The organism is Corynebacterium tardum, from assembly GCF_046717785.1.
GTDB lineage: Bacteria > Actinomycetota > Actinomycetes > Mycobacteriales > Mycobacteriaceae > Corynebacterium.
Genome location: NZ_CP177104.1, coordinates 1,025,177 through 1,039,698 on the forward strand (window position 1 = coordinate 1,025,177; position 14,522 = coordinate 1,039,698).

14 protein-coding genes are annotated in these 14,522 nt (G+C 61.7%); 5 read left to right on the forward strand and 9 right to left on the reverse strand.

The features are described 5' to 3' along the window. Positions 1-5 precede the first annotated feature (5 nt). Positions 6-1,067 (reverse strand): DNA recombination protein RmuC, encoded by a 1,062-nt coding sequence (locus tag ACLI1P_RS05000; protein ID WP_296132427.1) that lies wholly within the window; start codon positions 1,065-1,067, stop codon positions 6-8. A 30-nt stretch (positions 1,068-1,097) separates the two neighbouring features. Next, complete coding sequence (locus ACLI1P_RS05005; RefSeq protein WP_296132424.1) at positions 1,098-2,564, reverse strand: AI-2E family transporter; 1,467 nt, start codon at positions 2,562-2,564, stop codon at positions 1,098-1,100. Positions 2,565-2,611: 47 nt separating this feature from the next. Between ACLI1P_RS05005 and ychF the strand changes: the two genes are divergently transcribed. Beyond that, on the forward strand, positions 2,612-3,697 hold the full coding sequence (gene ychF / locus ACLI1P_RS05010; protein WP_408930347.1) for a redox-regulated ATPase YchF: 1,086 nt from the start codon (positions 2,612-2,614) through the stop codon (positions 3,695-3,697). Positions 3,698-3,725: 28 nt separating this feature from the next. Next, positions 3,726-4,916, forward strand: a complete 1,191-nt coding sequence (locus tag ACLI1P_RS05015; RefSeq protein WP_411709558.1) for an amidohydrolase — start codon at positions 3,726-3,728, stop codon at positions 4,914-4,916. On the opposite strand, the gene ACLI1P_RS05020 is transcribed toward ACLI1P_RS05015, so the two are convergent. Genes ACLI1P_RS05020 through ACLI1P_RS05045 form a run of 6 tightly spaced genes read right to left on the reverse strand, consistent with a single transcriptional unit; the run spans position 4,913 to position 9,894 of the window. Beyond that, positions 4,913-5,755, reverse strand: a complete 843-nt coding sequence (locus tag ACLI1P_RS05020) for a MurR/RpiR family transcriptional regulator (RefSeq protein WP_408930349.1) — start codon at positions 5,753-5,755, stop codon at positions 4,913-4,915. The genes ACLI1P_RS05015 and ACLI1P_RS05020 overlap by 4 nt on opposite strands. 5 nt (positions 5,756-5,760) lie before the next feature. Next, a complete protein-coding gene (gene phnE, locus ACLI1P_RS05025; RefSeq protein ID WP_408930350.1) occupies positions 5,761-6,585 on the reverse strand; it encodes a phosphonate ABC transporter, permease protein PhnE in 825 nt (274 codons plus the stop codon). Then, complete coding sequence (phnE, locus tag ACLI1P_RS05030; protein ID WP_411709559.1) at positions 6,582-7,367, reverse strand: phosphonate ABC transporter, permease protein PhnE; 786 nt, start codon at positions 7,365-7,367, stop codon at positions 6,582-6,584. Before phnE (ACLI1P_RS05030) ends, phnE (ACLI1P_RS05025) begins: the two co-directional genes overlap by 4 nt. Before the next feature lie 5 nt (positions 7,368-7,372). Next, positions 7,373-8,173 (reverse strand): phosphonate ABC transporter ATP-binding protein, encoded by an 801-nt coding sequence (gene phnC, locus ACLI1P_RS05035; RefSeq protein WP_408930351.1) that lies wholly within the window; start codon positions 8,171-8,173, stop codon positions 7,373-7,375. Positions 8,174-8,218: 45 nt separating this feature from the next. Further along, entirely contained in the window at positions 8,219-9,211 is a 993-nt protein-coding gene (locus ACLI1P_RS05040; RefSeq protein ID WP_408930352.1) for a phosphate/phosphite/phosphonate ABC transporter substrate-binding protein, read from the reverse strand. Between the two features lie 26 nt (positions 9,212-9,237). After that, positions 9,238-9,894: an HAD family hydrolase gene (locus ACLI1P_RS05045; protein ID WP_408930353.1), complete on the reverse strand. Its 657-nt coding sequence runs from the start codon at positions 9,892-9,894 to the stop codon at positions 9,238-9,240. A gap of 126 nt (positions 9,895-10,020) precedes the next feature. Between ACLI1P_RS05045 and ACLI1P_RS05050 the strand changes: the two genes are divergently transcribed. Continuing rightward, a complete protein-coding gene (locus tag ACLI1P_RS05050; protein ID WP_408930354.1) occupies positions 10,021-10,929 on the forward strand; it encodes a cation diffusion facilitator family transporter in 909 nt (302 codons plus the stop codon). Positions 10,930-10,933: 4 nt separating this feature from the next. Here ACLI1P_RS05050 and ACLI1P_RS05055 read toward each other — a convergent pair whose 3' ends face one another. Further along, a complete protein-coding gene (locus tag ACLI1P_RS05055) occupies positions 10,934-11,890 on the reverse strand; it encodes a winged helix DNA-binding domain-containing protein (protein WP_306508300.1) in 957 nt (318 codons plus the stop codon). A 251-nt stretch (positions 11,891-12,141) separates the two neighbouring features. On the opposite strand from ACLI1P_RS05055, the gene ACLI1P_RS05060 reads away from it, so the two are divergent. Together ACLI1P_RS05060 and ACLI1P_RS05065 are read left to right on the forward strand one after the other, a co-directional pair. Beyond that, on the forward strand, positions 12,142-13,332 hold the full coding sequence (locus tag ACLI1P_RS05060; RefSeq protein WP_408930355.1) for an MFS transporter: 1,191 nt from the start codon (positions 12,142-12,144) through the stop codon (positions 13,330-13,332). 250 nt (positions 13,333-13,582) lie between these two features. Further along, on the forward strand, positions 13,583-14,398 hold the full coding sequence (locus ACLI1P_RS05065) for a hypothetical protein (RefSeq protein WP_411709560.1): 816 nt from the start codon (positions 13,583-13,585) through the stop codon (positions 14,396-14,398). Positions 14,399-14,522 lie beyond the last annotated feature (124 nt).

Here is a 14,522-nt window from a genome sequence, read left to right on the forward strand (position 1 = left end):
AAACGTTATTCATTGCTCGCGCGCCGCGGCCAAGAATCCACACTCTGCGGCTCTATGGGGAGACGGTCCACGCGCCCCGGTACGTCCATCTCCTTCAGCCTCCGGGCAGTCACGCCGACGCGCGAATCTAGGCTGGCCAGGCTCGCGTTATAGGCCTCCACGGCCTTGGCCAGGCTGCGCCCCACCTTGTCATAATGCTGATTGAGCGTGCCCAGCCGCGTGTAGAGCTCACGCCCCAAGCGCTGCACCTCTCGGGCCTTCTCGGACACGTCCTCGTGCTGCCAGCTCACCGCTACTGTGCGCAGCAGGGCAAAGAGGGTGCTGGGGGTGGCGATGACGACGTTGCGCTCAAAGGCGAACTCCAGCAGTTCGGGGTCCACGCCCAAGGCGGCATCGACAAAGGTATCCGCCGGCACAAAGAGGACGACGAACTGCGGGGTTGGGGCGAAGGCATCGATGTATTCCTTGCCGGATAAGGCCTGAACATGGCTGCGCATGAGGTGTGCGTGGTGGCGGAGGAAGCCCGCGCGATCCTCCGGGTCCTCGCTCTCCATGGCGTCCAGATAGGAGCTGAGCGGAACCTTGGCGTCCACGATGACGCTGCGTCCGCCCGCCAGGTGGATCACCAGGTCGGGGCGCACGGCAGTGCCGTTGAGGTACGCGGTGACCTGCGAATCGAAGTCGACGTGCTTGCGCATCCCGCCGAGCTCGACGACGCGCTCCAACTGCACCTCGCCCCAGCGGCCGCGAACATTGGGGGAGCGGAGCGCGCCGACCAGCTTGTCTGTGCGGTCGGAGAGCTGCGAGGAAGTACGCGTGACTGCCTGCACCTGACTGCTCAGCGCTGCCAGGGAGGAGGTTCTGTCCGCCTCCAGCTCCTGGAGCTGCAGCCCGAGGCGGTCCATGGCTTTTTCCAGCGGGGCGAGTTCCGCCTGTCGGCGCTGGGACTCCTGGAGGGCGCGATGCTCCTCTGAAGGCTGGTTGGTGTGGGCGCGGGCGAGCCAGCCCAGCACCAGACCCAAGATCAGGCCCACAAACATCAAGAACACGGGAAGGAAAGACGTCATGCCTCACATCCTGGCATGCGCCTTGGACACCTACTTGCTGCCGTTGTCCTTAGGTTGCAACATCTGTTCGAGAGTTCCGATGGCTCGGCGAATTCCCGCGCGGGCACTGGACTCGCTATCGCTGAGGTCGGCGTCGACGTCGACTCGCCGGTCCAGCTCGCTCGAGCCGTCGGTGGCTACGTCCTCGGCGGCGCCGCCGGGGGCGGCATGGTCAGGGATGGCGAGCCACTGTTCGCGCTTACGATCGCCCTGTTCCTGGGTATAGCGTCCAATGAGGAAGCCAGCCACCGTGGAGAACTTCAGGTCCTCGGCAGTCTTCTCGCCGGATTGCAGCATCATCATGTCCTGGAAATAGCGGTAGCCCACGGCGATGGTGGCGGCGGTCGGCACCGCCAGGAAGCCGCCGATGAGCCCGAAGAGGGCGGAGCCCACCGTCACCGAGATGAGGACGACCACCGGGTGCAGGTTCATCGCCTTGGACTGCAGCCACGGCGAGAGGACGTTGCCCTCGAGCTGTTGCACCAGGATCACCAGACCCAAGACGAGCAGGGCCTTGGTGACTCCCAGCGAGACCAGTGCGATGGTCACGGACAGCGCGCCGGCCACGATGGCGCCGACGAAGGGGATGAAGCCGGCAATAAAGGTGATGATCGCCAGCGCCATGGCGAGGGGAACGCCGATGAGGGCGAGACCGAAGCCAATGAAGATGGCATCCACGAAGGAGACCATGGCCTGGGCGCGCACGAAGCCTCCCAGGGTCGTCCACGCGCGGGTGAGCAGCTCGGTGAGGTGCCAGCCGGTGCGCCGGCCCGTGGCCGCGCGCAGCCACGGGAGGAAGTTGTGGCCGTCTTTCAAGAAGAAGAAGGTCAGCACCATGATGATGAGCAGCGTGACGATGATGGAGGTCGCCGTGCCGATGCCGGTAAAGACCGAGCCTGCGATGGAGCCGGCCTGGCGCTGCAGCCACAGGGCGATCTCGTCGATGTAGTGCCCCATGTCGTCCGGGTCAAGGTTGAGCGGTGGACCCTGGGCCCACAGCTGCAGCCGCTGGATACCTTCGACGGTTTGCAGGTAGAGCGTCTGGGACTGTCGGGCGAAGTCGGGCGCGATGAACAAAAACAGCGACCCTACGGCACTAAAGGACACCAGGATGGTTACCACCGCCGCCAGAGCAGCGGGTAGCCCCTTCGTGCGCATCCAGCCGGCGACGGGGGCCAGCACCGTGCAGATGATGAGTGCAATGAGCACGGGCAGGATGCCGCGCCAGAAGTTGCCCAGCATACGGAAGGAGGCATAAAGGAAGAGGCCAATGATAAAGAGCCGCAGCGCCCAGAGTGAGGCGGACTTGATGACCTCGCCGACCACCACGGAGCGGTCGACTTGGTTGCCGGGCGGGTGCGGGGAGACGTCGTCAAGCGCGGCGGCGTCAACGGTACTGTCGAATCGCCCGTCGAGTTCTGGCGAGGACGCCTGGGGGGATTGCTGTTCGGAACTCACCCCACCATCTTGCCTTATAAAATCCGGGGTGCGTTAGGATTGGCCCCGTGAGTCTTACACTAGGAATCGTCGGCCTGCCCAACGTGGGCAAGTCCACTTTGTTTAATGCCCTGACCCGTTCCGATATTTTGGCTGCGAACTACCCGTTCGCCACCATCGAGCCGAACGTCGGACTCGTGGAGCTGCCCGATTCCCGCCTGGACCGCCTCGCGGAGATGTTCAGCTCCGAGCGCATCCTCCCGGCCACGGTGTCCTTCGTGGACATCGCCGGCATCGTCGAAGGCGCATCCAAGGGCGAGGGAATGGGTAACGCCTTCCTGGCAAACATCCGCGAGGCAGACGCCATCTGTCAGGTCGTGCGCGCTTTTGCCGATGACAACGTCATCCACGTCGACGGCGAGGTTAACCCAGCGCATGACATCTCCGTGATTAACACCGAGCTCATCCTGGCTGATCTCCAGACCATTGAGAAGGCCCTGCCGCGCCTGGAGAAGGAAGCCAAGAAGAACAAGGACTTGGGCGAGACCGTGGAGGAGACCAAGAAGGCGCAGGCCATCCTGGAGGATGACCGCACCCTCTTCGCCGCGTCCAAGAGCAATGAGATCGACCTGTCGCTGCTTCGCGAGCTGCACCTGATGACCGCCAAGCCCTTCCTCTACGTGTTCAACTCCGATGAGGCAGTGCTTACCGACGACGCTAAGAAGGACGAGCTGCGCCAGCTCGTCGCCCCGGCCGAGTGCGTGTTCCTCGACGCGCAGACCGAAACCGAGCTCCTGGAGCTTGACGAGGCCGAGGCGCTGGAGCTGCTGGAGTCCGTGGGGCAGGAAGAGCCGGGCTTGGCGACGTTGGCGAAGGCCGGTTTCGCCACCCTGGGCCTGCAGACCTACCTGACCGCGGGCCCGAAGGAGGCCCGTGCGTGGACCATCAAGCAGGGCTCCGCCGCGCCGCAGGCAGCCGGTGTCATCCACACCGACTTCGAGAAGAAGTTCATCAAGGCGGAAATCGTCTCCTTCGATGACCTCGATGCCGCCGGTTCCATGGCTGAGGCCCGCAATGCCGGCAAGGTCCGCCAGGAGGGCAAGGAATACATCATGCAGGACGGCGACGTCTGCGACTTCAAGATCGGCGGCTAGCCTCCGCCGTCCCGTGTAGCCTGTGGGCATGAGTATTGCCGATATTCTCGCCCACGCCTCCGACGCCACTGAGTGGCAAGAAGTCCTGTACAAGGACCTGCATCAGCACCCCGAGCTCAGCATGGCAGAGGAGCGCACCCGCGGTGTCATCGCGGAGAAACTCCGCGAGTTTCCCGGCGTAGAGGTGCTGGAGCTCGGCGGGGGAATAGTTGGCATCCTGCGCAATGGCGCGGGCGCGACGGTTCTCGAGCGCGCCGACTTTGACGCTCTTCCCATCGTGGAGGACACGGGGTTGGAGTACGCCGCCACGGGTGAGGCCATGCATGCCTGCGGGCACGACGCCCACGTCACCGGATTGCTGGGCGCGACCGAGGCGCTGGCGAAGGCTACCGATGCGTGGTCCGGTACCTTTATCGCCCTGTTTCAGCCGGGCGAGGAAACCGCTGAGGGCGCGCAGTCCATGGTGGAGGCAGGTCTTACTGACACAATTCCCACTCCCGACGTGGCTCTAGGCCAGCACATCTTCATCGACGAAAACGCCCCAGCCGGCACCGTCCTCATCGCTCCCGGCCCGGTGCTGTCCACGGCGACGTCTCTGACCGTCACGGTCTTTGGGCACGGCTCGCATGGCTCGATGCCGCACTTGAGCGTCGACCCGGTGGTGCTGGCCAGCTCCATTGTGCTGCGGTTGCAGACCGTTGTTTCCCGCGAGGTCGATCCCCACGAATTTGCGGTGCTCACCGTCGGCGCCGTGCAGGCAGGAACCAAGGCCAACATTATCCCGGATTCGGCCACTCTGCGCATCAACATTCGTGCTTATGACGAGAACATCCGAGCACAGATCGTGGAGGCTATCCACCGCATTATCGAGGCCGAGTGCCAAGCAGCGATGTCCCCGCGCGAGCCGGAGTTTGTACAGAGTGATAATTACCCCCTCACCGTCAACGATAAAGACGCGACCGAAAAAGTGCGCGCGCAGCTTATCGACGTCCTCGGTGGCGATAGTGTCCTCGACATGGAGCCGTGGACGGCGTCCGAGGATTTCTCTCGCATCCCCGATGCCTTCGGAGCCCCCTATTGTTTCTGGGGCTTCGGCGGGCGAACTGATGGCGCATCAATTCCCAACCACAACCCGCGATTTGCGCCGGAGCTGCAGCCGACGCTGAACACCGCGACCCAGGCGCTCATCGCCGCGGCCTACGCGTACTTGGGTAATTAATTCTCCATCGCCGATTGCAGCACAGTGAGCACCGTGCGCCGCGCCGCGGAATCATCGAGGTGGGAATCCACCAGCGTGACGAGTGCCTCCAAAACCAGCAGGAAGGCCACGCGAGAGGCATCCGCGAGTTCAGCGCGGAACGTTCCATCGGGGGAGGGAATGACCAGCGTGTAGGTGGCAAGATCCGCCAAGGGCGAAGATGTAAACGACGTCAATGCGATGATGGCCGCGCCCGACGCGTGGGCCGCGGTCGCAGCTTTGAGCGTGAGCGTGGTCGAGCCGGATCCAGAGACCACGAGGCATACGCACTCGGAATCCAGTTGCGTTGCTGCGATGTGCTGGCCCGTGGCCTCTCCCACGAACTCTGCAGGGCGTCCGATACTGGTAAGGCGCAGCGCCATGGTTTGGGCAAGTGGAGCCGATAGTCCGTTGCCCACGATGAGGACGCGCTTCGCTCCCACAAGTGATTCAACCGTTGTCGTCAGTTCTTTCTCATTGAGCAGCGTGGTGAGTCCGTGCAGATAATTGCTGAAGCTGGCAATCTCGGCGGACATGCGGCCGACGTAGGTCGAATCGACACCGGGAAGCTGCCGTGGGCGTTGCGCAATCTCCTGCGTGAGAGCTACGCGCAACTGCTGGTAGCCGTCGTAGCCCAGCGCCTGCGCCGTACGGATGACTGAGGTGCGGGAGGTACCGACTTTAGCCGCGAGCTGATCCGCGGTGGCGTGGAGGACAAAGTCCATGTCCTCCAAGATGGACTGAGCCACGCGCTGCTCGATGGGCTGCAAGCTCGGCATGCGTGTAGTGATGTGTGCAGAGGGTGGGGCGAAATCTGTCATAGGTGTTAGGCAAACTTGGCGGCGACGATCCGGCGGCGGATGGCTCCGGAGATCGCGTCGATCGACATGGTGATGACGATGACGACGATGAGGAGAACGCCCACGACGTCCCACTGACGGTACTGCGTGTAGCCCGTGAGCATGTCACCGATGCCGCCCACACCGATGAGGCCCAGCACGGCCGACGTGCGGACGTTGATCTCGAAGCGGTACAGCGCCAGGGAAGCCAACTCAGGTTGGACGATGGGCCAGGTTCCCCAGCGCACCATTTCCGCGAGGGTTCCGCCAGACGCCTTGACGGCCTCGGCTGGGCCGGTCGGCGCGGTCTCAATTGCTTCATAGGTCCATTTGGCATGCGTTCCAATACCGCCAATGGCAAGGGCCAACGCGCCCGTGAAGGGCGTGAGGCCGGTGACGGTCAGGATGATGATCGCGATGATGATCTCCGGCACCGCGCGGATGATGGCGAAAAGCGCACGTAATGGAAGGCATACCCAGCCGGGGGAGACGGTATTGGCGGCCAGCACACCCAAGATAGTTGAGAGCACCACGCCGAGGATGGCGCCGATCCAGGCCATAGCCACGGAGCGCCAGGTTTGGAGGAGGGCCTCGCCTAGTTTTGACCAGTCCGGGTTGGAGAACATGAGCACGAGGTAGTGCCAAATGTTGGTGGGCAGATCTTTTAACGCCGAGAGGTTGACGTCGATGTACCCAAAGGACAAGGCCAAGATGACAAGAATTCCGGCCCAGGAGGCGTAGGATGCCCAGCCACGAGAACGCCGCGACAGAGTGCTGGTGGGGACGGCGGTGGTCATCGTTGTAGTGCTCATCGCAGCCTCTTTCGCAGGTTGACGGATACGATTTCAAGGGCAATGACTACGACGAGCAGCTCCAGCACGATGGCGGAGAGCGCATCGTAGCGGTAGAAGCCGCGGACTTCGTCGATGAGCAAGCCGATGCCGCCCGCGCCCACGAGGCCGAGGACCGCGGAGATACGGACGTTGAGTTCAAGAGAGTAGATGACCTGGCTGGCAAAGGCGGGCCAGGTTTGTGGGAGAGCAGTCACGCGATTGATTTGAGTCTGCGTACCACCAGTGGCGCGGCCGGCCTCCATGTAGGAGTCATCAGCGGAGTCGATCGCTTCAGAGACGAGCTTGACTACGATGCCGACATCGAAAAGCACCAGCGTTACGACGCCCGGAAGGGCGCCGACGCCGAGCATGGCGACCAGAATGGTGGCATAGACGAGATCGGGCACCGCGCGGACAACGTTGACGATGCCGCGTACGAGCGTGCGCCACGGTGTCGAGGGATTCGTGGGGCGTGCCGCCCACAACGACAACGGCAAAGCGATGACTGCAGAAATGGCTGCGCCCACCACGGCCATGGCTAGGGTCTCGAGCAGAGGCTCCCACGTGCGCGGAAGGATCGACCAATCTGGGCTGAGCATCAGCGCTAAACGGTCGGCGCCGTTGCGCCAGTTGCGCGCGATCTGCCCCAGGTTAATCTCGATACCACCCCAGGCGGGGATGCACGTGGCGATGGTCAGCGCGATGAACGCGGCGAGCCCACCGAGAATGCCGGGCCAGTTGCGCTGACGAGGAGGAAGCACGGCTGTCATACTGTGCTCCCTTGGCTCCCCAGCTGGTCCTCTTCGCGGATCCGGCGGCCATAAATAGCCTCGAAATCCTCCACGGTGGACCCGTGTGCGGGGCCATCGAAGACGATCTTTCCGTGGCGAATGCCGATGATGCGGGTCGCATAGTCTTGGGCTAAGTCCACAAGGTGCAGGTTCACCAACGTGGTGAGGTCACGCTCGGTATTGATGCGGCGTAGATCTTTCATGACGGAGTGCGCAGTGGGCGGGTCGAGGGACGCCACGGGTTCATCGGCCAACATAATGGCCGGCTTCTGGGAGAGGGCGCGGGCAATGGCCACGCGCTGCTTTTGTCCACCAGACAAGGCGCCGGCCTTGTTCCATGCCTTATCGAGGATGCCCACGGATTCCAATGCCTCGGCGATAATCGCTTTGTCCTCCGAGGTGGAGACGCCCAGCAACGTGCGCCAGCCAGGGTTGTGGGAGAAGCGGCCAACGAGCACGTTGGCGAAAACACTCGCGCGATCTGCCAGGTTGAACTCCTGGAAAATCATGCCGATGCGGCCACGGAGTTTACGCAGCTGCGAGCCTTTCGCAGCGGATATCTCGTGGGGACCAACGAAGATTTTTCCCGACGTTGGCTGAACGAGCCCGTTAATGCTGCGGATGAACGTGGATTTACCGGAACCAGAGAGACCGACGATAGCGACGAATTCTCCGGGGGCGATGTCCACGGAGACGTCGTCAAGCGCCAACGTTCCGTTGGGGTAGCGCACCGAGACATTCTCGAAGCGAATGCCCCACGCCTTCTCCTCCGTCATGGCGAACCTTTCTGAGTAGGAAATGGACAGTGGAGGAGCGCGAACCTACTGGGCGAAGCGCTCGTTGACCTTGCGCGCCATGTCGATGGACTCTTTCTTGGCCGGAACCCAGTCGGTGATATCGAAGATGGCGGACATGGTGTCTGGATCCACCTCGGAGAAGCCGTCCATGAGGTCGGTAATTTCCTTGCGGCGCTCCTCCGGGACATCATCCGAAATGACGACGCCGCCGTTGGGGTACATCTCGGTGTAGCCGAAGACGACGAGCTTCTCAGCCAAGTCAGGAGCCTCGGACGAGTCGATGGTGGAGCGTGCGTCCCAGAAGCTAAAGCCAACCTCAGCGTCGCCGTTGTAGACAGCCATGATGGACGCATCGTTGGAGGTTACCGGGACCTTCTTGAGGCCATCGACGTCGATACCCTGGGACTCCATCGCCATGACGGGCAGCTGGTAGCCGGCCGGGGAGGTGGCGCCGAGCATCGCGACAGTGGTCTCACCATCGATCTTCTTTAGCGCCTCGAGGCCCTTCGGCCCCTGTCCCTTGTTGTCGTCTGCGGTGGCGGTGCCGTTGCAGTAGAGGTACTCAGCGCCGTTGGCAGCGTAGGTGGAGGCAACCGGCTCATCTTCGCAGTACTTGTCCGGGTTGTTGGTGACGAACTGGCCGGCGTAGGAATCTGCACCAAAGCGCTCATCCTGCAGCACAGCGTGGGCGCCGTACATGTCTTCAGCGGACGCTAGCTGTGCAGCGGAGGCAATGGCGATGTCAGCCTGGCCGGAGCCGATGGCCTCGACAGCGGCCTGGTAATCCTTGGTGACGACACCTTCAACCTCCACGCCGAGCTCCTCAGAGAGGTAATCGGTCAGCGGCTTCGCGGTGGTCACCAGGTCATTGACCTTTTCGTTTGGGATCAGCGCGAGGGTGAGCTTTTCATCGGAGCCCTGGGCAGAATCGGAACCGTTGTCGGAGTCGGAAGAGCAGGCGGTGAGGGAGAGGGACAGGGCAAGGGCGGTGGTAGCAAGAGCGGTGAAACGGCGCATGAGGAATGTCTTTCTGTGCGTGTGTTCTAAAAAGCGGAGGTCAGTTCGGGAAAGATGTCGGTGACGCGGGTGACGCGCCACGTCGGGTGTGCCTCAGGCGAGGTTGCGAAGGGGGAGTCAACGAGCACGGTACGTCCGCCCACGGCGGCCACGGGTGCGAGGTCGAATTCCCAAATATCGCCGAAGGAGATGAGGTGAGTCGGATCCGTGCCGGTCAGGTCGGTGTCCAGAATGCGGGTAAGGCCTTCGGGTTTGCCTACCCTGGTGTAGATGGCGTCGAAGGACCTGTCGAGGCCCAGTGTGTGAAGGGCAGCGCTCAGGCCAATCTCTGGAGAGTTCGTTGCCAGAATGGCGCGGCCGGGGTAGGAAGCAAGGAACTCGGCAAGCCCCTCAGGGGCGGTGATGCCGGTGTCAGCGAGGTTCTCCCGGGAAGCCATATATGCCTCCTGGCAGGTCTCTTCCGGCACGTCGAGTTCAGCGGCGAGAGTACGGACGAGGTGGTAACCGTCGCGTGCTGAGCCAACGTTATCGGAGTTCAGCAGCGCTTCGGCGTCATGAGCAATGGATGGGTGCCCGGCTTTCTCTGCAATAAAGTGCGCATAGGCCAGCACGGGGCCGTGGCCAAGGCTGACGGTCCCGTCAAAATCGAAGAGAAGAACTGGGCTAGTTATGTCTATGGACATGAAGTACAAACTAACGACGGTTTATGTACTTCGCGACCGCACGCGGTAAACATTCAGTGAACAGTGCGTGCACATCTGGCTTTGGTACTCTAAAGGGCTGTACAAATCTCTCCTCGAAGGCTGGACATGTCTCTTTCAAGTGAGCAGTTGTTGCTCGAGCGCTTTATGAAGCTCTCCATCGCTACTGCAGTGGCTACGATCGCGCTCAAGATTGTCGCTGCTGCGGTGACGGGATCGGTGGGCTTTCTCTCTGACGCTCTGGAATCTGGTGTGAACCTCGTCGCTGCCGTCGTGGGGTTCGTGGCCATCAAGATCGCAGCCAAACCTGCGGATGCGAATCACCAGTTCGGCCACGGCAAGGCCGAATATGTTTCCGCGTTGGTGGAAGGCGCAATGATCTTCGTCGCTGCGGCGATGATTATCTATACGGCCATTCGTCGACTTCTGGATCCGCAGCCGCTGGAGCAGCCGAGCCTTGGCCTCCTACTCTCGCTGCTCGCCTCCTTGCTCAACCTTGCGGTTGGTCTGCTCCTTCTGCGTGCGGGTAAGAAGTCCCGCTCGGCCACTCTGCAGGCGGATGGAAAGCACTTGCTTACCGACGTCTGGACGTCCGTCGGCGTCCTCATCGGCATCGCCGCCGTAGCTCTGACTGGCTGGCTCTGGCTGGACCCCGTCATTGCGTTCGCGGTGGGGCTTAACATTCTGTGGACCGGCTACAAGCTGTTGTCCGAATCCCTGAGCTCCCTGCTGTCGGAATCCCTTCCGAAGGAAGAGCACGCGCGGCTGGATGCCCTCCTCAACGAGCTCGAAGAGCGTCACGACGTGGAGTTTACGTCTCGCCGCACCGTAGCCTCCGGCCGCAACCGCTTGGTGTATCTCACCATGGACGTGCCGGGGGAGTGGACGGTGGTGCATTCCCACACCATCGCTGACCGGATCGAGGACGCCATCGACGAGCTCTTCTCCGGCTCCGAGGTGTTTATCCATGTCGAGCCCGCCGGCACCGTGCACCGCCGCATCCTGCGGATGCCCTAGTGATTTAGCGCAGGCTGGCCACCCCGCGGCCGCCCTCCATCACCCACGGCCAGCTCAGTCCGTTTCGGGTGAGAACGTGTGCCCGAATTTCATCGGGGACGATCCAATCCTTGTGGGAATATCCCAGCAAGTACTCGTCGAACGCTGGCAGTTCGATGCGCAGCGCGAGGGCAGCCCGGATTTCCTTCTCAGTGACGTCGCCCTGCCAGCGCGCCATCCAGATGTCGTGGCCGGCGTGGCGGGCCTTAATCCCATCGGCCGCCGCCAGGGCCTTGGTGGCCTGGGACTTGCTCAGCTTCGACCACGCCTGCAGGTCTGCTACTGAGACGGGACCGTGGCCCGTGAGGTACCGCTGGGCGAGCTCCCGCAGGGGCTCGTCGGGGCTGTGCTGGACGACGGGTAGGGCATCGACATGCAGGAACGTCTCTTGTTTTCCCTCCTTGGGGCCCTGGACTAGATCGCCGGCGCCGCCGAAAGCGCGCAGCAGGTGCGAGCCCCGGCCTTCAGTGGGGTCCACGCCCGATTCAGCGAAGAGCTCGTAGACCGCCGCGCGGGTCAGTGGCTTCGTCGCCGCTGCGTGGAGGGCCTCCGAGCTGGCAGCGACCATTTCTTCCGTTAGCCCCAGCTGTGGCCGACGGGACTTCTGGCTGGTGGCCACTCGGGGATACAGCAGGCGGGACATCCAGCGGACGTCGGCAGCCGGCATGAAGTGCAGTGTGCCGCGCTGCGGCCAGCAGCGCACCACCCGGTAGCGCGCGATGTCGTGCAGGACGTCGTCGTCCGTACAACCGGCACGCAGTGCGAGTGCGCGGATACCGGCGTCGTAGGTTTGGCCTTGTAGGGCAAGCAGCTGCTTGGCGACGTCTTCCGCCGTCGCCATGGAAGGCCGCGCCTGCGACGGCGCGAGACCTTGGGCGATAAGCCGGCGAGCGAGCAGCTCGTCCCGGGAGAGTTCATTCATGCTGTCTACATTAGAGGCGCTTGGTTGCGCACCTCGCGGGGGAGGAGTTTTCTCAACTTTGTAAAGGATTCTATGGTTTCTCGTACGGTGTTGTTTGTAGGATTTCTGGCGTCGTTTGTGACTTTTAACCTGCTATATTGCTTCAATTCCTAGGTGGTTCTAACCGGAGGGGGAGCGTTCCTCAATTCGAAAGTGTCTCTGATCTTTGATAGCGTGTTGAAGTCCAAATTCCATAGTGTTTATCAAAGAAGGTGTCCGAAACGTCCGCCGAAAAGAAGTCCCTCATTACCCCGACCTTTATTTTTGCCTGGTTGGTGAACTTTGCACAGTTCTCGGTTTTCTATCTGCTCGTCACCATCATGGCGCTGTACGCGGTTGAGCAGTTCCAGGCCTCAGACACTGCCGGCGGATTTGCCTCCAGTGCCTTTGTGGTGGGCGCGACGATTGCCCGCCTCTTTTCGGGCTACATCGTGGACGCGATGGGGCGCAAGCGCTCGCTGGTGGTCTCCCTTATCGTCGTGACCATTGCGATGGCGCTGTACTTCCCCGCGCAGTCCCTGCCGCTATTGTTCGGCGTGCGCATTCTGCACGGTCTGGGCTATGCAGTGGCCTCGACAGCTGTTATGGCGGTGGCACAGTCGGTCATTCCGGATCATCGCCGTGCTGAGGGTACTGGCTACTTTGCGTTGGGTACCACACTGGCCACCGCTTTTGGTCCCGCGGCGGGCCTGGCAATTGTTCATTCTGCAGGCTACAACAGCGTCTTTGTTGTGGCTCTGACTCTGACTGTGGTGGCGCTGTGCTTGGGGCTTATTGTGAAGGCGCCGGCCCACGAGACTCGCAGCGTGACCTTCTCCTTGGGAAACATCATGCACCCGGGTGTCGCGCCCTTCGGCGTGTTTATCCTCTTCGTGGGCGTGGCCTACACCGGCATCATTACCTACCTGAATGGATACTCCGCCGACGCTGGACTGGAGAAGGGTGCGAGCTATTTCTTCCTGACCTATGCTCTCGTGAGCTTGGTATTGCGCTTTGTGCTGGGCAAGGTCCAGGACCGCCGCGGTGACAACATTATTATCTACAGCTCCCTGGTTTTCTTCATCGCGGGCTTGTGTGTTCTCGCCGCCGCTGCGGCGGACTGGCAGGTGGTTCTGGCCGGTGCGCTCGTGGGCATCGGCTACGGCTCCATCCTTCCGGCGGGGCAGGCCATTGCAGTTCGCCTCGTGCCAGTGCATGAGATGGGTGCAGGTATCTCAACCTTCTTCCTGCTTCTCGACGTCGGCATTGGCTTCGGCCCCATCCTCCTCGGCCAGATCATTTCTGCCACCAGCTTCTCGATGATGTATTGGCTCCTAGCAGCGCTTATGGTCGTAGCTGCGGTGGTCTACTTTATTGTGCATGGGCGGAAAGATGTTGCTCGTGGGGATGTGCGCTACGAATAATTCGGGCTGCAATTTGGGGCGGTTGGCATGGTGCTGGCCGTCCTTCGCGCAGTTTTACCCCCGTGGTGGTTAGGGAGGGGGTGTAGTAAAGTGCCTGTTCGATCTGGTTCGAACACAAACCCTAAACTAATCTTCAACACCCCCGAATGAGCAACCGGAAAAGAATAATCCTGCTGGCTATAGCTATATCGTCCTTGGGTCGGTATAGTTGTGGGTAGAACACCTATTCTATATCCGCCTCGGGGGCACAATGACAACCACCACCACACCACCAGCACCACCAACCGCATTCTTCGCCCACACCAACCCCACCAACCCACTCGCCCAAGCCCGTCACGACGTCCGCCGCGCGGACTTCGCCTGCTGGCGCGCCGCCCAACCGCAGTTGGATGCCGACATCGACACCACCGCCTTGTCCCTAGTCAACACCTGGGGCCTCGGCGAAGGACTGATCACCGCCGGGCTGCGCGCCCTTTTCCGCCTCGATACCCTGCCTGGGCTTAAAGCCCTGCAAGACACCCATTGCCTGCTGGACATCCAGGGGCTTATCGCCATCGACAAACCCCTGTCTGCCCTGGCCGGACTGGATGCGGCAACACTCGCGCTGATCGATGCCACCCTGGTGTCCTACTTCACCCCGACCCAGCCGAATCAGGTTTTTCCCACCACCGCCAAAATCCGCCGCCGGGTGCGCGATCTGGCTAAAACCCTGGACCCGAGCATTGCTTTTCGTGATACCAGGTCTAAAGACACCTACACTTTCTCTTCCAACGGCACGAAAGCCTGGCTAGAGCTCGGCGTGGATGAAGCAACCGGCATTGCTATCGATGCCTTCATTCGGGAAACCGCTACAAAGCATGTTCTTTCGCTTACTGATGCGATAAAGAAGCTTCTTACTGGGGCGATTGAACCACCAGCAACCATTGTGCTGCACACCTACCAGGCTTGTGATGTGGACAATGCCCCGACCTACATCAACGGCTATGGGTGGCGCAGTGCGCCTATCCCACACACGAAGAAGCGGGACTTAACTGAGCGTGTCAAGTTGTTTGTGTGTGGGGGTTAGGTTTATAGGTATTTGTCGAAGCGGTCGGGGTAGGCCACGGCCATTTGGTTTATGGCTTGTTTCCAGCCGGAAACCCGGGCTCCTTCCATGAGTCTGCCGGCTGTCGCTGAGACTCGTTTGCCCT